Raw genomic sequence first — 20564 nt, forward strand, 5'->3', positions numbered from 1 at the left:
CTATAATGATACCAAAACCGGCCCGCGTCACCGAATTGCTGGTGTACGCTGCCGTCACGCCTGTGTTGCACGAGGCCAGAGTGGCTGGCCGACAACATAAAACGCTGGCACACAAGTTTTATCGAGGGCAGTTTAGGCCTCTGATCTGTATCTGTCAATCATATCTTATGTCTTATATAAGACAGATAACTGCGAGTGTTTTACTGGACGCGGGCAGTGATTTGTGTTGAAATGTCGGACTATGAATTCCGCCTCGTCCAATCTGACCAACAATGCCACTGCTGCAAGCGGGGCGGTCAGTCCGACCGCGGGCACTGCGGCCACGCCCGTCGCCGCAGCGGCCAGCACGCCCGTCACCGCGGTGGCCAGCAGCAATGCCACTACGCCGGCGATGCCTGTCGCCAGCGCAGCACCTACCTTCAGTCCCCTGTACCAGCAGATCAAGGCGCTGATTACGCAGAGCCTGCAATCGGGCGAGTGGAAACCGGGCGAGCTCATTCCCAGCGAAGTCGAGCTGGCAGGCCGTTTCAAGGTCAGCCAGGGCACGGTGCGCAAGGCCATCGATGAACTCGCTGCCGAGAATCTCGTCATGCGCCGCCAGGGCAAGGGCACCTTCGTTTCCACCCACCATGAGGCGCGCGCGCATTTCCGCTTCCTGCGCCTGGTGCCGGACGAAGGCGTGCCGCACTACCCGGAAAGCAAGTTTATCGAGGTCAAGCGCGTGCGCGCGCCGGCCGACGTGGCGCGCCTGATGGACCTGAAGTCCGGCGACGCCGTCATCTTCATCAAGCGCGTGCAGTATTTCGACGGCGTGCCGACCATCGTCGAGGAGCTGTGGCTACCCGGCCTGATCTTCAAGGGCCTGACGGCCGAACGCCTGGTGGAATACAAGGGGCCCATGTACGGCCTGTTCGAAACGGAATTTGGCACGCGCATGATCCGCGCGTCCGAGCAGATCCGCGCCGTGTGCGCCGACGCGGGCGCCGCGCAACTGCTCAATATCGATCTCGGCACGCCCTTGCTCAGCTCGGAGCGCGTGTCGTTTACCTACGGCGACAAGCCGGTCGAACTGCGCCGCGGCTTGTATCTGACCAGTCGCCATCATTATCAGAATGAACTCAGCTGAAGCGGCGGGGCGCCTGCGGGTGTCCGGACAAGCAGCAAGGCTGAAGTGCATCGCTTGCAAGATGCCTGCCGCAAGGCGGGCAGCGGAGACAGCAGAAAGCGCAGCTAAAGCATGGCCCGCTCCGGCGGGCCGTGCTTTGCCGGCGATTCTGTAATTAAATTACGTGAACTACGGAAAGTAGCGCGATATTTTGTAGTAAAAAACCATTTTGGTTATATGCAACAATAGATATTGGTGTGGGTTGCGAAAATAGGCGAAAATCGCGGCTTCGCTTCAATATTTAGTTATCAAGGGGAGGTTTTTGTTATGTCTGAAGCCGTAAGAGAAGTACCAAAAAAAGAACGGCCGGAATTCCGTAACATTCATGTTACCGAATTGTCGAACTACCGCATGGCTGTCGGCGCCATCGTCTCGATCCTGCATCGCATCAGCGGTTTCATCATGTTCGCCCTGCTGCCCTGCATCCTGTACATGCTGGAACAGAGCTTGCGTTCCGAAATGTCCTACGCTTACTTCCAGGGCATCGCATCGCACTGGTTCGTCAAGCTGATCACCCTGGCGCTGGTCTGGGCCTTCCTGCACCACTTCTGCGCCGGCATCCGTCACCTGTTCATGGATGTGCACGTTGCTATCGAAAAAGATTCGGCACGCAAGACCGCGACGTCCGTACTGGTCGTGAGCGTGGTGTTGACGGCATTGGTCGCTTTGAAACTGTTTGGAGTATTTTAATGGCAGACAATAACATCGGACCGAAACGCCTCGTCGTCGGTGCCCATTACGGCTTGCGCGACTGGCTGGCGCAACGCGTCACCGCCATCGTCATGGTGGCTTATGTGGCCATCCTGCTGATTTCCTTCCTCACCGGCAGCAACTTCAGCTATGAAGGCTGGGCAGGATTGTTTGCACAGCAATGGTTCAAATTATTCAGCCTGGTGACTTTCGTCGCCCTGTTTTACCACGCATGGGTGGGCGTACGCGATATCTGGATGGACTACGTGAAAAGCGCTGGCCTCCGTTTGACGCTGCAAATTGCCACCATGCTGTGGTTGATCGCTTGTGCCGCTTGGACGGTGCAGATACTCTGGAGTGTGTAATCGTGGCAGCATATAAATCTGCAATTCCTACCCGCCGCTTTGATGCGGTTATCGTTGGCGCCGGTGGTTCCGGCATGCGCGCGTCGTTGCAACTGGCTGAAGCCGGCCTGAACGTCGCTGTTCTGTCGAAAGTTTTCCCGACCCGCTCGCACACCGTGGCGGCGCAGGGCGGTATCGGCGCATCGCTCGGCAACATGGCCGAAGACAACTGGTTCTGGCACATGTTCGACACCGTCAAGGGTGGCGACTATCTGGGCGACCAGGATGCCATCGAATTCATGTGCCGCGAAGCACCGAAAGTCGTGTACGAACTGGAACACTTCGGCATGCCATTCGACCGCAACCCTGACGGCACCATCTATCAGCGTCCCTTCGGCGGCCATACGGCCCACTTCGGCGAAAAGCCGGTGCAGCGCGCTTGCGCGGCAGCCGACCGTACCGGTCACGCCCTGTTGCATACGCTGTACCAGCGCAACGTGCGTGCGCGTACGCACTTCTTCGTCGAATGGATGGCACTCGACCTGATCCGCGACGCCGAAGGCGACGTGATTGGTGTTGTTGCGCTGGAAATGGAAACCGGCGAATGCATGATCCTGGAAGCAAAGACGACGGTCATGGCAACGGGCGGCGCAGGCCGCATCTTCGCCGCCTCGACGAATGCCTTCATCAACACCGGCGACGGCATGGGCATGGCGGCACGTGCCGGCCTGCCGCTGCAAGACATGGAATTCTGGCAGTTCCACCCGACCGGCGTTGCCGGCGCGGGCGTCTTGATCACCGAAGGCGTGCGCGGCGAAGGCGGCATCCTGATCAATAGCGAAGGCGAACGCTTCATGGAGCGCTATGCGCCGACCCTGAAGGATCTGGCGCCGCGCGACTTCGTCTCGCGTTCGATGGACCAGGAAATCAAGGAAGGCCGCGGCTGCGGTCCGAACAAGGACCACGTGATGCTGGACCTGCGCCATATCGGTGCCGATACCATCGCCAAGCGCCTGCCGTCGATCCTGGAAATCGGCCACAAGTTCGCCAACGTCGATGCGACCAAGGAACCGATTCCTGTCGTGCCGACGATTCACTACCAGATGGGCGGCATTCCGACGAACATCCACGGCCAGGTCGTCACCCCGACCGGTCCGGATAATTCGGCGCAAGTCGTCAACGGCCTGTACGCGATCGGCGAATGCGCCTGCGTCTCGGTGCACGGCGCCAACCGTCTGGGCACGAACTCGCTGCTCGACCTGGTGGTCTTCGGCCGCGCGGCCGGCAACCACATCGTGGGCAGCGGCCTGAAAGCCAAGGAAAACAAGCCTTTGCCAGCCGATGCTGCCGAATTTGCCATGGGCCGCCTGGCGCGCCTGGAAAACTCGACCGGCTCGGAAACCGTGCAGGGCGTGGCAAACGACATCCGCGCAACGATGCAGAAGTACTGTGGCGTGTTCCGTACCGACGAGATGCTGAACAAAGGCGTCGAAGAAATCATGAAGCTTGACGAGCGCCGCAAGCACGTCTCCTTCAAGGATAAATCGATGGTCTTCAACACGGCCCGCGTGGAAGCGCTGGAACTGGACAACCTGATCGAAACGGCGAAGGCGACCATCGTCTCGGCAGCGGCGCGCAAGGAATCGCGCGGCGCGCACGCCCAGGACGACTACCCGCAACGCGACGATGACAACTGGATGAAGCACACGCTGTGGTATTCCGAAGGCAACCGCCTCGCGTACAAGCCAGTCGTCACGAAACCGCTGACGGTCGATACCTTCAAGCCAAAACCACGTACTTTCTAAAGGTCAGAACATGGCACGCACTCTTAAATTCAAAATTTACCGCTACGATCCTGACCAGGATGCCAAGCCGTACATGCAAGACCTGACGGTCGAACTGAAAGACACCGACAAGATGCTGCTCGATGCATTGCAGCGCATCAAGGCGGACGTCGATGACTCGCTGGCCCTGCGCCGCTCGTGCCGCGAAGGCGTGTGCGGTTCGGACGCGATGAACATCAACGGCAAGAACGGCCTGGCATGCACCACCAACCTGAACGAACTGTCCGAGCCTATCGTGCTGCGTCCGTTGCCAGGTTTGCCGGTCATCCGCGATCTGATCGTCGACATGACGCAATTTTTCAAGCAGTACGATTCGATCAAGCCGTTCCTGATCAACGATTCGATCCCGCCTGAAAAAGAACGCCTGCAGTCGCCGGAACAGCGCGAAGAACTCGATGGCCTGTACGAGTGCATCCTGTGCGCATGCTGCTCCACGTCGTGCCCGTCGTTCTGGTGGAATCCGGACAAATTCGTCGGCCCGGCCGGCCTGCTGCAAGCCTACCGCTTCATCGCCGATTCGCGCGACGAAGCCACCGGCGCGCGTCTGGACAACCTGGAAGACCCGTACCGCCTGTTCCGCTGCCATTCGATCATGAACTGCGTCGACGTCTGCCCGAAAGGGTTGAACCCGAACAAGGCGATCGGCAAGATCAAGGAATTGATGGTCCGCCGCGCGATCTGATTCGTCGAATCGCGTCCGCCGGGCGCCGTTTGCGGGAAGAGGGTATCCTCTCTTGCCTGCAGGCGGCGCCTGCAAAGCAGCAGCGTGCCGCAAGGCACACGTAAAGTGGTAAACCAAATGACAGAATCAATTTTGTCCTCGCATCAGGCCGACCCGGCCAACCGCGCCCGCCTGCGCTGGCGTTCACGCCGTGGCCTGCTGGAAAACGACATTATCCTGACCCGTTTTCTCGATGCGTATGAAACCGAATTGACCGATGAAGAAGTTGACGCGCTGACGCGTTTGCTGGATTTATCGGACAATGCGTTAATGGATCTGGTACTGGCCCGTAAAGAGCCGGAAGGCGAAGTCGATCTGCCGCATGTGCGCGCACTGCTGCAACGACTGCGCATTGCCTAGACGCCTGGGCGATATATTGCAAACGGTGCGAGTGGCGCGCTGTAGCACTGCCGAATTGCGGTGCGAATTGCAGCCAGAATTTTTGATTTTTTATTTCGACTCACTCCCGAGAAGGAAGAGCCCATGAATATCTCTGACACAAAAGCTACCCTGTCGTTCTCCGATGGCAGCCCATCGCTTGAATTTCCAATCTACAAAGGCACGGTTGGCCCGGACGTCATCGACATCCGTAAACTGTACGCCGGTAGCGGCAAGTTCACCTACGACCCAGGCTTTATGTCGACGGCCGCCTGCAACTCGTCGATCACCTACATCGACGGCGACAAGGGCGAGCTGCTGTACCGTGGTTACCCGATCGAACAGTTGGCCGTCAACGCCGACTTCATGGAATCGTGCTACCTGCTGCTGAACGGCGAATTGCCGAACGCGGCGCAGAAAGCCAAGTTCGTCGACACCGTCACCAAGCACACGATGGTGCACGAACAGATGCAATTCTTCTTCCGTGGCTTCCGCCGCGACGCGCATCCGATGTCGGTCCTGGTGGGCACCGTCGGCGCGCTGGCATCGTTCTACCATGACTCGCTGGACATCAACGACCCGCATCACCGCGAAGTGTCGGCCATCCGCCTGATCGCCAAGATGCCAACCCTGGTCGCCATGACCTACAAGTACTCGGTCGGCCAACCGTTCGTGTACCCACGCAACGACCTGTCGTACAGCGCCAACTTCATGCACATGATGTTCGCCAATCCGTGCGAAGAGTACAAGGTCAACGACGTGCTGGTGCGCGCCCTGGACCGCATCCTGATCCTGCATGCAGACCACGAGCAAAACGCATCGACCTCGACCGTCCGTCTGGCCGGTTCGTCGGGCGCCAACCCGTTCGCCTGTATCGCTGCCGGTATCGCCTGCCTGTGGGGCCCTGCCCACGGCGGCGCCAACGAAGCGGCACTCAACATGCTGAAAGAAATCGGCACCGTCGAGAACATCCCTGCCTTCATCGCCCAAGTCAAGGACAAGAACTCCGGCGTCAAGCTGATGGGCTTTGGCCACCGCGTGTACAAGAACTTCGACCCACGCGCCAAGCTGATGCGTGAAACCTGCTACGAAGTGCTGCAAGAACTGGGTCTGCAAGACGACCCGCTGTTCAAGCTGGCGATGGAACTGGAAAAGATTGCGCTGAACGACGAGTACTTCGTGTCGCGCAAACTGTACCCGAACGTCGACTTCTACTCGGGCATCGTGCAGTCCGCACTGGGCATCCCGGTATCGCTGTTCACCGGTATCTTCGCCATGGCCCGTACGATCGGCTGGATCGCCCAATGGAACGAGATGATCGCCGACCCGGAACAGAAAATCGGCCGTCCGCGCCAACTGTTCGTCGGTTCGACCACGCGCGAAGTACTGCCACTGGACAAGCGTTAATCCACGGCGGTATCGAGCAAACAAAAAACGGGCTTCGGCCCGTTTTTTTATGCGCGTCTTGCCGGGCGAGGCAAATCAGGGCTGTCAGGCTGGTATGCTCGGACCCAGGACCAACAGGAAACACAACGCGATGAATCAAGAAACATGCGCCCCCGGCGGCGTGGCCCTCGGCGATACGGCATTTGGCTACACCTTGTCGCTGATCGGCGGCAAGTACAAGATGCTGATCCTGTATGCGCTCGCGGAAAACAAGGTGTTGCGGCACAACGAACTCAAGCGTCATCTCGGAGGCATCGCCTTCAAGACTCTCAGCGTCGTGCTGAAGGAGTTGGAGGCTGATGCGCTGATTATCCGCAAGGAATATCCGCAAGTGCCGCCCAAGGTTGAATATTCGCTCTCAAGCAAGGGCACCTCGCTGATCCCCGTGCTGCATACCCTGTGCGAATGGGGCGAGCGGCACCAGCCAGCCTGATCCGGAAGTGCATGGCCAGGCGGCTTTCTGCGGTTGGGTAGCTTACCTTTTATACGGTATGGGTAGTAAAGGTGCGTACTTGTGAAAAGTACTCAGCGTGGTTATGCTGTTTTTGCCTCTGCAGGTGCGCGGCCACGGGCTGCGCACCACGGGGCAGGGTACCGGCTTGCCTGCTTTCCTGAGAGGGCGGGGCTGGTGCGTCCATCCATTTTCATGAAAGCAGCATGATGAAAACCCTCGTTATCGTTTTCCATCCCTCCATCGATACGTCAGTCGCCAACAAGCGCTGGCTGCAGGAGCTGGCGCAGTATCCCGACCGTTACACCATCCATAATGTGCAGCAGGCTTATCCGGATGGAAAAATCGATGTGGCGCGCGAACAGGCGCTGGTGGAGGCGCACGCCAATGTGGTCTTGCAATTCCCCGTGTACTGGTTTAACTGTCCGCCCATGATGAAGCAGTGGCTCGATGAGGTGCTGGCGTATGGCTGGGCTTACGGCACGGGCGGCGATGCCTTCCAGGGCCGCAAGGTGGCGCTGGCCGTCACGGCCGGCATCCGCCAGGAGGACTTCACGCCGCAAGGCAAGTGGAACGTCACCCTTGCGCAGCTGCTGGCGCCGTTTGATATCACCCTTGCGTATATCGGCGCCGACAATCGCCGTTTCTTTGCTTTCTATGGTGCGGAAGACGGTCCGAAGGAAACGGGCTATGCCGAGCGGCTGGCACGCAGCGCGCAAGAGTATGAGCGCTTTCTGGCTGCCTCGTAAGGCGGGCTGTGCCGGCGCTTGTCGCTGGTGGCGATGGTGTGCGCTAACTGCGCTGCATCGTCGTGCAGGAACTGGGCGTTGATCAGGATGGCGTCCGCCAACGCGCTCAACAGTAATGAGGTGGAGGGGCGGGCGGCGCGTGCAGACATATTCTGCTTTCGACCAGGCGCAAGAAATAGGGTAGATTGCAATACTTGGTTGCATGGATCGACCGAATCAATGGAGAGTCGCAGATGGACCGCATCACCGCCGCACAAGTATTTGTCGCCATCGCCGAGCGCGGCAGCATGGTGGCCGCCAGTGAGGCGCTCGATATGTCGCGCGCCATGGTGACGCGCTACCTGGCCGAGATGGAGCAGTGGGCGGGGGCGCGCCTGCTGCATCGCACCACGCGCCGGCTGAGCCTGACGGATGCGGGCGAGGTCACGCTGGCGCGCTGCCGCCAGATGCTGGAAGTGGCCGGCGCCATGGGCGTTGCTTCGCCCGAAGGCCTCGACACGCCGCACGGCTTGTTGCGCATTACCTGTTCGCAATCGCTGGCGCAGACGGCGCTCGCTGGCGCAGTGACCGCTTACCTGCGGTGCTATCCGCGCGCCGCCGTCGACCTGCAGATGGAGAACCGCGCCGTCAACCTGGTAGAGCAGCGCATCGACCTGGCGATCCGCATCACCAACGCGCTCGAACCGAACCTGATCGCGCGCCAGTTGGCCAGTTGCGCGTCGGTGGTGTGCGCTGCACCATCGTACCTGGCAGCGCACGGCACGCCGCGCCGGGCGGAAGACCTGGCCCTGCATAATTGTCTGACCTATACGTATTTCGGCAAGAGCCTGTGGCAGTTTACGCACGACGGGGAAGCGCTTACTGTCCCCGTCAGCGGCCGCCTGTCGGCCAATGAGTCGCTGGTACTACTGGTGGCGACGGTGGCGGGGGCGGGCATCGCCATGCAGCCGCGCTATTCGGCCGCGCCGCTGATCGCCAGCGGCCAGCTGGTGGAACTCTTGCCCGCGTATCTGCCGCAGGACATGGGCATCTATGGCATCTATACGTCGCGCCAGCAGATGTCGCCGCTGCTGCGCACCATGCTCGACTTCCTGGTCGAGTGGTTTGCGGGCGATGCCGATTGGCTGGCAGCCATCGCGCCGCCGCTTTTGTCTGGCAGACCAGTTGGGCGCAAGCGGCACGCCAGCGTGGACAAGGAAGTGCCGTAAGCGCAACAGTAAAAGCTGGCAAGCCCCGGAAAATCAACGACGCAGCTTACATTTGCTTGCCAAATAAAATTCAACTAGTGGTTGTTGCGTTACAATACCGCGTGCTATTCTAAATGACGGTATGCAGAATGCTGGTGCAATAAAAAAGCCCTTCCCCACAACTTGATGTGCAATCCGCTAACCGGTCAGGCCGTGTCGCGGAAGGTTAGATTAACCCGCTAATCTCGCGAAGCGCGAAGAAAGGTGAGCAATATATGCAGCAATTAACGACCAACTCCTACCTGTTCGGTGGGAATGCTCCGTACGTGGAAGACCTGTACGAGGCGTATCTGAACAATCCAGGCTCGGTACCCGATAACTGGCGTTCCTATTTCGACGCGATGCAGCACGTGCCTGCCGTCGACGGCACCAACAAGCCTGACGTGGCGCATGCCTCCGTCGTCGCCTCGTTCGCCGAGCGCGCAAAAGCTGGTCCGATCCGCACAGTGACCGCTTCCTTCGATGCTGAAATGGGCCGCAAGCGTGTTGCTGCAACGCAACTGATCGCCGCTTACCGCTACCTCGGTTCGCACTGGGCCAATCTGGATCCGCTGCAACGCCAGGAACGTCCGATGATCCCTGAGCTCGAGCCGAGCTTCTACGGTTTCACCGATGCGGACATGGACACCGTGTTCAACATCAGCAATACCTATTTTGGCCCCGAGACCGCCACCCTGCGCGATCTGCTCAATTATCTGCGCGACACCTACACGCGTTCGATCGGCGCCGAATTCATGTACATCTCCGATCCGGCCGAAAAGCGCTGGTTGCAAGAGAAGCTGGAATCGATCCGCTCCACCCCGAATTTCACCCCAGAGAAAAAAATCCACATCCTCGACCGCCTGACCGCGGCTGAAGGCCTGGAACGCTATCTGCACACCCGTTACGTGGGCCAGAAGCGCTTCTCCCTGGAAGGCGGCGAAACTTTCATCGCCTCGATGGATGAAACCATCCAGCGCGCCGGCGAAAAAGGCGTGCAGGAAATCGTCATCGGCATGGCCCACCGCGGCCGCCTGAACGTGCTGGTGAACACCCTGGGCAAGGCGCCACAGGAACTGTTCGAAGAATTCGAAGGCAAGCATGGCGACGACCTGCCTGCCGGCGACGTGAAGTACCATCAAGGCTTCTCGTCGGACATCTCCACTGCAGGCGGCCCGGTCCACCTGTCGCTGGCGTTCAACCCGTCGCACCTGGAAATCGTCAACCCTGTCGTCGAAGGTTCCGTCAAGGCCCGCATGGATCGCCGCGGCGATGCGCAGGGCGCGCAAGTGCTGCCTATCCTGGTGCACGGCGATGCCGCTTTCGCCGGCCAGGGCGTGGTCATGGAAACGCTGAATCTGGCGCAAACCCGTGGCTACCATACGGGCGGCACGGTGCATATCGTGATCAACAACCAGATCGGTTTCACCACCTCGGATCCGCGCGATGCACGCTCGACCCTGTACTGCTCGGACGTCGTCAAGATGATCGAAGCACCGGTCCTGCACATCAATGCCGATGATCCTGAAGCTGTGGTGCTGGCGACGCAGATCGCGCTCGACTACCGCATGGAATTCAAGAAGGACATCGTCCTCGACATCATCTGCTACCGCAAGCTGGGCCACAACGAGCAAGATACGCCGGCACTGACGCAGCCACTGATGTACAAGAAGATCGGCCAGCATCCAGGCACCCGCAAGCTGTACGCGGACAAACTGGTAGCGCAAGGCGTGATCCCTGCTGATGGCGGCGACAAGATGGTGGCCGCTTTCCGCGACGCCATGGACGCCGGCAAGCATACCGTCGATCCGGTCATCTCGAACTTCAAGAACAAGTACGCCGTCGACTGGCTGCCGTTCCTGAACAAGAAGTGGACCGATTCGGCCGACACCGCCGTGCCGATGACTGAACTCAAACGCCTGGCCACCCGCATCACCACCGTGCCGGAAGACTTCAAGGTCCACTCCCTGGTTGAAAAAGTACTGGGCGACCGTGGCACCATGGGCCGTGGCGAAATGAACCTGGACTGGGGCATGGGCGAACACCTGGCCTACGCTTCGCTGGTATCGTCCGGCTACGCCATCCGCCTGACGGGCCAGGACGCCGGCCGCGGTACCTTCGTGCACCGCCACGCCGTCTTGCATGATCAAAACCGCGAGCGTTGGGATGCCGGTACCTACATTCCGCTGCAAAACGTGTCGGACAACCAGGCGCCGTTCACCGTCATCGACTCGGTGCTGTCCGAAGAAGCCGTATTGGCCTTCGAATACGGCTACTCGACCGCTGAACCGAACACGCTGACGATCTGGGAAGCCCAGTTCGGCGACTTCGCCAACGGCGCGCAAGTGGTGATCGACCAATTCATCAGCTCCGGCGAAGTCAAGTGGGGCCGCGCTTCGGGCCTGGTCATGATGCTGCCGCACGGTTACGAAGGCCAGGGTCCTGAGCACTCGTCCGCGCGTCCTGAACGTTTCCTGCAGCTGTGCGCAGATAACAACATGCAAGTGGTGCAGCCGACGACGGCTTCGCAGATCTTCCATTTGCTGCGCCGCCAGATGGTGCGCCAGTTCCGCAAGCCGCTGGTCATCCTGACGCCGAAGTCGCTGTTGCGCAACAAGGATGCCGGTTCGCCGCTGACCGACCTGGCCAAGGGTGGTTTCCAGACCGTCATCGGCGAAGTCGACGACAAAATCGATGCCAAGAAAGTCAAGCGCGTGGTCGCCTGCTCGGGCAAGGTCTACTACGACCTGGTCAACGCACGCAAGACGCGCGGACAGACCGACACGGCCATCGTGCGCCTGGAGCAGCTGTATCCGTTCCCGCACAAGTCGTTCGCTGCTGAGCTGAAGAAGTTCCCGAACCTGGTCGAAGTCGTATGGGCCCAGGACGAGCCGCAAAACCAGGGCGCCTGGTTCCAGATCCAGCACAACATCTTCGAAGGCCTGGAATCGGGTCAGCGTCTGGCCTACGCCGGCCGTCCTGCTTCGGCGTCGCCTGCTGTCGGTTACTATGACAAGCACTACGCCCAGCAAAAAGATCTGCTGGAAACGGCATTCTCGAAGCTGAAGGGTTTTATCCTGACCAAGTAAGTGGCAGGGTAAGGGGCGCCATGCCTATGCATGGCGTCTGCTCGCAGACATCATGACGGAGCGCCGCCCTTGCTACGCAGGGCGGCGCCGCAATAACAAAATAAACGGAGTTTTACATGGCACAAATCGAAGTCAAAGTTCCCCAGTTGTCGGAATCGGTTGCAGAAGCGACCCTGCTGGCATGGCACAAGAAAGTCGGCGAACCAGTTGCGCGCGACGAAAACATGATCGATATCGAAACCGATAAAGTGGTGCTGGAACTGCCGGCGCCTGCCGCTGGCGTGATCGTGCAAATCATCAAGGCTGACGGCGCCACCGTCGTCGCCGGCGAAGTCATCGCCATCATCGATACCGACGGTTCGGCCAAGGTCAGCCCGATGGAAGTGTCGGCTGTGCCTGCGCCAGCCCTGGCTGCCGCCGCGCAAGACGCTGCTACCGCTTCGGCGCCAGCCGCTGCGACCAAAGGCGATGTCGCCATGCCTGCCGCTGCCAAGATCCTGTCCGAAAAAGGCCTGTCCGCTGGCGACGTCGCCGGTTCCGGCAAAGATGGCCGCGTGACCAAGGGCGACGCCCTGGCCGCTTCCGCCAAGCCAGCTGTCGCGCCACTGGCGCCAGCCGCTGCCAAGCCAGCGCTGCAACAAGTTGCCACGCCGTCGGCCGCCAGCCTGGGCGACCGTCCGGAAGAGCGCGTGCCGATGAGCCGCCTGCGCGCGCGTATCGCCGAGCGTCTGCTGCAATCGCAATCGACGAACGCCATCCTGACCACGTTCAATGAAGTGAACATGCAGCCGGTCATCGACCTGCGCAACAAGTACAAGGACAAGTTCGAGAAAGAGCATGGCGTCAAGCTGGGCTTCATGTCCTTCTTCGTCAAGGCCGCCGTCGCTGCCCTGAAAAAGTACCCGATCATCAATGCTTCCGTTGACGGCAATGACATCGTCTATCACGGCTACTTCGACATCGGCATCGCTGTCGGTTCGCCACGCGGCCTGGTCGTGCCTATCATCCGCAATGCGGACCAGCTGTCGATCGCCGACATCGAGAAAAAAATCGGTGAATTCGGCGCGAAAGCCAAGGAAGGCAAGCTGACCCTGGACGACCTGACGGGCGGTACGTTCTCGATCTCGAACGGCGGCACCTTCGGCTCCATGCTGTCGACCCCGATCATCAACCCGCCGCAATCGGCCATCCTGGGCGTGCATGCGACCAAGGACCGCGCCGTCGTCGAAAACGGCCAGATCGTGGTGCGTCCGATGAACTACCTGGCCATGTCCTACGACCACCGCATCATTGACGGCCGCGAAGCCGTCCTGGGCCTGGTGGCGATGAAAGAAGCGCTGGAAGATCCTGCACGCCTGTTGCTGGACCTGTAAGCACTGTAGACCCCCGGCGTCGCCGCCGGGGCAATGTAGTTGATACCCCTTGCCAGAAGACGCAGCTGGCTGATCTCAATGAAAGAGGATTCCCATGAACGTCTCTGAAGAAATCAAGCGTCTGCACGAGTTGCACCTGGCGGGCGCCCTGAGCGACGCGGAGTTCGCGCAAGCGAAAGCCAAGCTCCTGAGCAATATCAACCTGGACAAATCGGACACTCCATCCGACTCCGGTCCGGCGAACGACCTGGTGCAGGAATTCAACCGCCTGCGCCGCTCGCGCAACGACCGCTGGCTCGGTGGCGTCTGCGGCGGCCTGGGCCGCGCTTCCGGCATGGAAGCGTGGATCTGGCGCCTGGTCTTCGTCCTGTTTACATTGACCTTCGGCTTCGGCGTGGTGATTTACCTTCTATTGTGGATTTTCGTACCAGACGAAGAGATTGGAATAACAAAACATGAGTACTAAACAATTTGACGTAGTTGTCATCGGTGCGGGCCCTGGCGGCTACATCGCCGCCATCCGCGCAGCGCAGCTGGGCTTTTCCGTCGCCTGCGTCGACGAGTGGTCGAACGCCAAGGGCGGCGCCGCACCTGGCGGTACCTGCACCAACGTTGGCTGCATCCCGTCGAAAGCGCTGCTGCAATCGTCCGAGCATTTCGAACACGCGGGCCACAGCTTCGCCGAGCACGGCATCGATGTCGCCGGCCTGAAACTGAACCTGGGCCAGATGCTCAAGCGCAAAGACACGGTCGTCAAGCAAAACAACGATGGCATCCTGTACCTGTTCAAGAAGAACAAGATCGCCTTCTTCCACGGCCGCGCCGCTTTCGCCGCCGCCGCCGCTGGCACGTATGACATCAGCGTGACGGGCGCAGCCAATGAAACCTTGACGGCCAAGCACGTGGTCATCGCCACGGGCTCGAACGCACGCGAACTGCCGGGCGCACCATTCGACGAGAAATTGATCTTGTCGAACACGGGCGCACTGGCCATCGACGCCGTACCAGCCAAGCTGGGCGTCATCGGTGCCGGCGTGATCGGCCTGGAAATGGGCAGCGTCTGGCGCCGCCTGGGTTCCGACGTCACCGTACTCGAAGGCCTGCCGGTCTTCCTGGGCGCCGTCGACGAGCAGATCGCCAAGGAAGCGTCGAAGTTGTTCATCAAGCAAGGCTTGAAGATCAACCTCGGTTGCAAGATCGGCGCGATCACGCCAGGCAAGAAAGACGTCACCGTGGAATTCGTGGACGCCAAGGGCGAAGCGCAGAAAGCCGTGTTCGACAAACTGATCATTTCGATCGGCCGCACGCCAAACACGAATGGCTTAGGCTTTGACAAAGTCGGCCTGCAGCTCGACGAGCGCGGCTTCATCGCCGTCGACGGCGACTGCAAGACCAACCTGCCGAACGTATGGGCAGTGGGCGACGTCGTGCGCGGCCCGATGCTGGCGCACAAGGCGGAAGAAGAAGGCGTTGCCGTGGCCGAGCGTATCGCCGGCCAGCATGGTCACACCAACTTCAACACGATTCCCTGGGTGATCTACACCTCGCCGGAAATCGCGTGGGTCGGCAAGACCGAGCAAACCCTGAAGGCCGAAGGCATCGCCTACAAGGCTGGCACCTTCCCGTTCATGGCCAACGGCCGTGCACGCGCGCTGGGCGACACCTCGGGCATGGTGAAATTCCTGGCCGATGCGACCACCGATGAAATCCTCGGCGTGCACATCGTCGGCCCGATGGCGTCCGAACTGATTTCCGAAGCCGTCGTGGCGATGGAATTCAAGGCCTCGGCAGAAGACATCGCGCGCATCTGCCACGCTCACCCATCCCTGTCGGAAGCGACCAAGGAAGCGGCACTGGCGGTTGACAAGCGCACGTTGAACTTTTAATTGTAGTTAGTCCTACAGGGGCGCTCGCGGATTTTTTCCGCCGGCGCCCTTGTGCGTTAAAGCGAATCCCATGAACGTAGAAGAGTTTTACCAGCACGCGTTGCAGAAACGTGATTTCAAGGCCGATGCCGCCCAACGGCGCGCGGTCGACCGCCTGCAGCTGTGCTATGACGAGTGGGTGGCCTACAAGGGCCAGCGCTCGAGCACCTTCAAGCGCCTGCTGAACCGTCCTGCCGTGCCGAAAGGCGTGTACATGTGGGGCGGGGTGGGGCGCGGTAAATCGTTCCTGATGGACAGTTTTTACTCGGTCGTGCCCCTGGTGCGCAAAACGCGCCTGCACTTCCATGAGTTCATGCGCGGCGTGCACCAGCAGCTCGATGAGTTGAAAGGCGTGGCCGACCCGCTCGACGAAGTGGCCAAGCGCATCGCCAAGAAATACCGCCTCATCTGTTTCGATGAATTCCACGTCTCCGACATCGCCGACGCGATGATCCTGTACAACCTGCTGTCGGCCCTGTTCGCCAATGGCGTGTCCTTCATCATGACCTCGAATTACGATCCGGACCTGCTGTATCCGGACGGCCTGCACCGCGACCGCATGCTGCCGACCATCGCCCTGCTGAAGGACAAGCTCGACGTGATGAACGTCGACGCGGGCGTCGATTACCGCGGCCGCGCGCTCGAGCAGGTGGAAAGCTACTACACGCCGCTGGGCGCCGCCACCGACAAGGCTCTGCGCGACGCTTACACGCGCATCGCCGAGACGGCCGACGAAGATGCGCGCGTCCGCATCGAGAGCCGCGAAATCCATTGCCTGCGCCGCGCGGGCGGCATCATCTGGTTCGATTTCGCCACCCTGTGCGGCGGTCCCCGCTCGCAAAATGATTACCTGGAAATCGCCAGCCGCTTCCATACGGTGATATTGTCCGGCATACCGGCCATGTCGGCGGCGCAGTCGTCCGAAGCGCGCCGCTTTACCTGGCTGATCGACGTGTTTTATGACCAGAAGGTCAAGCTGATCATGTCGGCCGAAGTGGCGCCCGAGGAGCTGTACACGAATGGCATGCTGGCCAACGAGTTTCACCGCACCGTTTCGCGTATCATCGAGATGCAATCGCGCGAATACATGGAAAAAGAACAGCGCGGCGCGGCCGACGCGATCGTTTGAGGCAGGGATAATGAAGATGATGGCAAATACACTATACAAGCTGGGAGCGGCACTGGGCCTGGCCCTGGCGTTGTCTGCCTGCGCGCACCAGGGGCGTGCGGCACTGGATGAGGTCGGCGCCCCGCAGGTGCCCGCCACCTTGTCGGTGGAAGAGGCGGACGCCAAGCTGAAACAGGCCGCCAGCGAGCGCGAGGCCGCTGAGGATGAGTTTGCCGCGCGCGAACTGGAGTGCTACAACAAGTTTTTCGTGAATAACTGCCTGGACACGGCCAAGGAAAAGCGCCGTCTGATCCTGGTACGCCTGCGCGCCGTGGAAGCGGAAGCGAACTACTTCAAGCGCGCCGAGTCCGTGCGCCTGCGCGATATCGACCTGGCCAGGACGCAGGAAAGTGCGCGCCTCGATGCCGAGCAGCGGGCTGCGGCCATGCCCAAGCCCGTGAAGGTCGTCGCGCCCGAACCGGCGCCGCCCAAGCCGGAAGGCAAGAGCGTTGCCGAGCGCGAGGCTGAGCAAGCGGCGAAGGTGGCGAGACAGGCTGCCGCCGACGCTGCCGACGCGCCGCGCCGCGCGGCCCGCGAGGCAGACTATGCGCGCAAGCAGGCTGACGCCGTGGCACGCCAGAAACGCGTGGCGCAACGCCTGGCCGAGCGTCAGGCCGAAGCCCAGGCCAAGGCGGCTGCGGCAGCTGCCAGCACGCCGGCCGTTGCCGTGCCTGTGCCGCCTGCCAAATAAGGCCGCTGTGCAGGGGGGGCATGCCGGAAATGGCGTGCCCTAACGCGCGCGGCAGGTTAAACTACACACTACGGCTGCCTGCGTACGCTGCGCGCGCCGGTTTCCCAATACTGTTACCAACACTGCCTGGAACGCAACACATGAGCGATGCACAGCAAATAGAGCGGCGCCTGATTGAACTCAACGTGGAACACCGTGACCTCGATGCCGTCATCGAGTTGCTGATACTCGATGGCCACCATGACGAGCTGCAACTGCGCCGCCTGAAAAAGCGCAAATTGCAATTGAAGGATCACATCACCTTGCTGAAAATGCAGTTGGTGCCCGACGTTCCCGCCTGAGGGGCGCCAGTAGCGTCCAGTCCAGCCTTCACCTAAGTATATTTTGACCGATCACAATTTATTGCCAGTAAACCCAGATGGCCAGCCTGCCGATCTGCCAGCCGAACCGCAGGCGGCGCCTGGCAAGCACGATGCCGACATCGAGCGCCTGTTCGGTGCCGGCGGCCCGCTCGGTCCCGCCGTGGGCAGCTACAAGCCGCGCCGTTCGCAAACGGAAATGGCCAAGGCCATCGCCCATGCCATCGACAGCCAGACAACCCTGATCGCCGAGGCGGGCACGGGCACGGGTAAAACCTTTGCCTACCTGGTGCCGGCCCTGATGTGGGGTGGCAAGACCATTGTTTCCACCGGCACGAAGAACTTGCAGGACCAGCTATTCCTGCGCGATATCCCCACCGTGCGCGCCGCACTGCAGGCGCCCGTTTCCGTCGCCCTGCTGAAGGGCCGCTCGAACTACGTTTGTCACTATCACCTGGAACGCACCCTGCAGAACGGCCGCATGACGTCGCGCGACGACGTGGGGCATTTGCGCGAAATATCGCGCTTCATCAAGATGACCAGCTCCGGCGACAAGGCGGAGCTGGCCAAGGTGCCGGAAAACGCCATGATCTGGAACCTGGTGACGTCCACGCGCGACACCTGCATGGGCGCCGAGTGCCAGTATTACCAGGATTGTTTCGTCATGAAGGCCCGCAAGGAAGCCCAGCAGGCCGACGTGGTGGTGGTCAACCACCATTTGTTCTTTGCCGACGTGGCCCTGAAGGACACGGGCGTGGCCGAATTGCTGCCTTCGGCCAATACCATCATATTCGATGAGGCGCACCAGCTGCCCGACACGGCCACTTTATTCTTTGGCAATACGGTATCGACGTCGCAAATCCTGGAACTGTGCCGCGACGTGCTGGCCGAGGGCCTGGCGCATGCGCGCGGCATCGACTGGGCCAAGACCGTGACGGTGGTGGAAAAGGCGGCGCGCGACCTGCGTTTGACCTTCCCTCAGGATATCGTGCGTCTGTCCCTGCCGCAAATCGCCCCGTCGAGCGACTTCTTTCCCGCGCTGGACACCCTCAAAGATGAGCTCGACGGCATGGTGGCGGTGCTGGAAACCCAGGCGGAACGGGCGGAAACCCTGGAGCAGTGCCGCGTGCGCGGCGTCGAGCTGGCGCAGCAGCTGAGCGGCTGGAAGTTCGATCCGAAGGCGAAAGTGGCGGCCGGCGAAGAAGCCGTGTTCTGGGTGGAAGCGTTTTCCAGCTCGCTGCAGCTGCACAAGACGCCATTATCGATTGCGCCGATTTTCAATAACCAGCGCGAAGGCACACCGCGCAGCTGGATTTTTACTTCCGCCACCCTGGCCGTGAAAAACGACTTCAAGCATTTTTCCGAACAGATGGGCTTGACGGGCGAGCCGTCACACACCTGGCCGAGTCCCTTCGACTATGGCCAGCAGGGCTTGCTGTTCGTGCCGCCAAACCTGCCGCAACCCAATTCGCTGGGCTACACGGATGCCGTCATCGACTGCGCCTTGCCCATCATCGAGGCGGCGGGGGGGCGCACCTTCTTCCTGTGCACCACCTTGCGCGCCGTGAAGCGCGCGGCCGAACGCCTGGCTGACGAATTCAAGCAGCGGGGCTTGAACTTCCCCCTGTTCGTGCAGGGCGACAAGGGCCGCACGGAATTGCTCGATCAGTTCCGCGCCGCCGGGAATGGCGTGCTGATCGGCAGCCAGAGCTTCTGGGAAGGCGTCGACGTGCGCGGCGATGCGCTGTCTCTCGTGATCATCGACAAGCTGCCGTTCGCGCCGCCCGACGATCCCGTGCTGGCCGCGCGCATCGAGGTGATGGAAAAGCAGGGCAAGAACGGTTTCATGCACCACTCGCTGCCGGAAGCCATCATCAACCTGAAGCAGGGCGCGGGCCGGCTGATTCGTGACGAGGGCGACCGCGGCGTGCTGATGATCTGCGATCCACGCCTCATTTCCAAGCCGTACGGCAAGCGCATCTGGCAAAGCCTGCCACCGTTCAAGCGCACACGCGACACAGCCGAAGTGGTGGAGTTCTTCCGCAACCTGCCCGCCAAGGGCGCGTAATTCCTCGTTGCCGGCGCCATCCGCGCGCCGGCTTATTTCCCCTTTGTTATCAAGCGAGTAGCGTTTTTTGCGCGATACGGTCTTGCGCGCCTGACATGCCAGAAAGCGGCGTGATCGCGCCAGTTTCTGGCATTGTGACGCATGCCGAGGACGCCAGACACATCTTTGCGCCAGCGCAAACTGAGCTGTTGCCGGGCGGTCTACAGTGAGTCCATGCCTTGCAGGATCAAGGCGCGGCGATGGCAGGCCGCACGGGGAACAGGGGGATGCCATGGAGATCCGCTACGGCTGTTTCTTGAGCTATGCACACGGCCAATATGCGTTCATGAACAAGTTCAAGAATGATCTCATCGAGGCGCTGGCGTGCTATCTGGAGCCGCACCTCGACCGCGAGGAAGTGCTGTTCATCGACAGCGAGCAACTGGGCGGCGGCGACGATATCGACCTGCGCGTGGCGCGTGCCATGTGCCAGAGCGTCTGCATGATCGTGCTGTACACGCCCAAATATGAAGCGCACGGCTATACGCGGCGAGAGTTTGCCGCCATGCAGCTGATCGAACAGGAGCGGCGTGCCTGGTATGAACTGCCCAGCCACCTGATCATCCCCATCATCATGACGCGCCATCCGGACGGCTTGCCGCCGCAAATCACGGAGTCGGGCCTGTACGTCGATTTTTCCGGCTATACGCTGGCCAGCGGCGACCTGAAGTCGAATCCGCAATACCTGCCCGATATCGAACGCATCGTGCAGCGTATTGCCACGCATTACCACTTGCTCAAGCGGTCGACACCGCCCGGCCACGATTGCAGCCGTTTCGTGTTGCCCGCTATCCCGCCGGAATGGCGCGCCATTCCGCCTCCCCACTTTCCACGTTAA

19 protein-coding genes are annotated in these 20564 nt (G+C 60.7%); all 19 read left to right on the forward strand.

Annotation, left to right across the window (positions count from 1 at the left end):
- Positions 1 to 241 precede the first annotated feature (241 nt).
- The gene (locus ACQ4WL_RS00285; protein ID WP_436507382.1) at positions 242 to 1126 is read left to right on the forward strand and encodes a GntR family transcriptional regulator; all 885 of its coding nucleotides are present in this window, start codon (positions 242 to 244) and stop codon (positions 1124 to 1126) included.
- A gap of 306 nt (positions 1127 to 1432) precedes the next feature.
- On the forward strand, positions 1433 to 1855 hold the full coding sequence (gene sdhC, locus ACQ4WL_RS00290) for a succinate dehydrogenase, cytochrome b556 subunit (protein WP_071076253.1): 423 nt from the start codon (positions 1433 to 1435) through the stop codon (positions 1853 to 1855).
- Entirely contained in the window at positions 1855 to 2220 is a 366-nt protein-coding gene (gene sdhD, locus ACQ4WL_RS00295) for a succinate dehydrogenase, hydrophobic membrane anchor protein (protein WP_071076254.1), read from the forward strand. The genes sdhC and sdhD overlap by 1 nt, the downstream gene beginning before the upstream one ends.
- A 2-nt stretch (positions 2221 to 2222) precedes the next feature.
- Positions 2223 to 4004 (forward strand): succinate dehydrogenase flavoprotein subunit, encoded by a 1782-nt coding sequence (gene sdhA / locus ACQ4WL_RS00300; RefSeq protein ID WP_436507383.1) that lies wholly within the window; start codon positions 2223 to 2225, stop codon positions 4002 to 4004.
- A gap of 10 nt (positions 4005 to 4014) precedes the next feature.
- Complete coding sequence (locus ACQ4WL_RS00305; protein WP_034752075.1) at positions 4015 to 4725, forward strand: succinate dehydrogenase iron-sulfur subunit; 711 nt, start codon at positions 4015 to 4017, stop codon at positions 4723 to 4725.
- A gap of 117 nt (positions 4726 to 4842) precedes the next feature.
- The gene (locus tag ACQ4WL_RS00310; RefSeq protein ID WP_034752073.1) at positions 4843 to 5124 is read left to right on the forward strand and encodes an FAD assembly factor SdhE; all 282 of its coding nucleotides are present in this window, start codon (positions 4843 to 4845) and stop codon (positions 5122 to 5124) included.
- A 123-nt stretch (positions 5125 to 5247) separates the two neighbouring features.
- Positions 5248 to 6549, forward strand: coding sequence for a citrate synthase (gene gltA, locus ACQ4WL_RS00315; RefSeq protein ID WP_131688203.1), 1302 nt, complete (start codon positions 5248 to 5250; stop codon positions 6547 to 6549).
- Between the two features lie 130 nt (positions 6550 to 6679).
- Positions 6680 to 7021, forward strand: a complete 342-nt coding sequence (locus tag ACQ4WL_RS00320) for a winged helix-turn-helix transcriptional regulator (protein WP_436507385.1) — start codon at positions 6680 to 6682, stop codon at positions 7019 to 7021.
- A 224-nt stretch (positions 7022 to 7245) separates the two neighbouring features.
- On the forward strand, positions 7246 to 7788 hold the full coding sequence (locus ACQ4WL_RS00325) for an NAD(P)H-dependent oxidoreductase (RefSeq protein ID WP_436507386.1): 543 nt from the start codon (positions 7246 to 7248) through the stop codon (positions 7786 to 7788).
- Positions 7789 to 8021: 233 nt separating this feature from the next.
- Positions 8022 to 8996: a LysR family transcriptional regulator gene (locus ACQ4WL_RS00330; RefSeq protein ID WP_436507387.1), complete on the forward strand. Its 975-nt coding sequence runs from the start codon at positions 8022 to 8024 to the stop codon at positions 8994 to 8996.
- Positions 8997 to 9250: 254 nt separating this feature from the next.
- Positions 9251 to 12103 carry a 2-oxoglutarate dehydrogenase E1 component gene (locus tag ACQ4WL_RS00335; RefSeq protein WP_034752063.1) on the forward strand — a complete coding sequence of 951 codons (2853 nt, stop codon included), beginning with the start codon at positions 9251 to 9253 and terminating at the stop codon, positions 12101 to 12103.
- Between the two features lie 116 nt (positions 12104 to 12219).
- On the forward strand, positions 12220 to 13476 hold the full coding sequence (gene odhB, locus ACQ4WL_RS00340; protein WP_436507388.1) for a 2-oxoglutarate dehydrogenase complex dihydrolipoyllysine-residue succinyltransferase: 1257 nt from the start codon (positions 12220 to 12222) through the stop codon (positions 13474 to 13476).
- A gap of 94 nt (positions 13477 to 13570) precedes the next feature.
- Positions 13571 to 13942 (forward strand): PspC domain-containing protein, encoded by a 372-nt coding sequence (locus tag ACQ4WL_RS00345; protein WP_436507389.1) that lies wholly within the window; start codon positions 13571 to 13573, stop codon positions 13940 to 13942.
- Entirely contained in the window at positions 13932 to 15362 is a 1431-nt protein-coding gene (gene lpdA, locus ACQ4WL_RS00350) for a dihydrolipoyl dehydrogenase (RefSeq protein ID WP_436507391.1), read from the forward strand. Before ACQ4WL_RS00345 ends, lpdA begins: the two co-directional genes overlap by 11 nt.
- 70 nt (positions 15363 to 15432) lie before the next feature.
- Positions 15433 to 16530 (forward strand): cell division protein ZapE, encoded by a 1098-nt coding sequence (zapE, locus tag ACQ4WL_RS00355; RefSeq protein ID WP_436507392.1) that lies wholly within the window; start codon positions 15433 to 15435, stop codon positions 16528 to 16530.
- Positions 16531 to 16546: 16 nt separating this feature from the next.
- Positions 16547 to 17260 carry a hypothetical protein gene (locus ACQ4WL_RS00360; protein ID WP_436507394.1) on the forward strand — a complete coding sequence of 238 codons (714 nt, stop codon included), beginning with the start codon at positions 16547 to 16549 and terminating at the stop codon, positions 17258 to 17260.
- 140 nt (positions 17261 to 17400) lie between these two features.
- A complete protein-coding gene (locus ACQ4WL_RS00365) occupies positions 17401 to 17601 on the forward strand; it encodes a YdcH family protein (protein WP_034752051.1) in 201 nt (66 codons plus the stop codon).
- Positions 17602 to 17644: 43 nt separating this feature from the next.
- A complete protein-coding gene (gene yoaA, locus ACQ4WL_RS00370) occupies positions 17645 to 19687 on the forward strand; it encodes a DNA repair helicase YoaA (RefSeq protein ID WP_436507395.1) in 2043 nt (680 codons plus the stop codon).
- A 271-nt stretch (positions 19688 to 19958) separates the two neighbouring features.
- Positions 19959 to 20564 (forward strand): toll/interleukin-1 receptor domain-containing protein, encoded by a 606-nt coding sequence (locus tag ACQ4WL_RS00375; RefSeq protein WP_102121582.1) that lies wholly within the window; start codon positions 19959 to 19961, stop codon positions 20562 to 20564.

Source organism: Janthinobacterium kochi (assembly GCF_051380715.1).
Classification (GTDB): Bacteria; Pseudomonadota; Gammaproteobacteria; order Burkholderiales; family Burkholderiaceae_D; genus Janthinobacterium.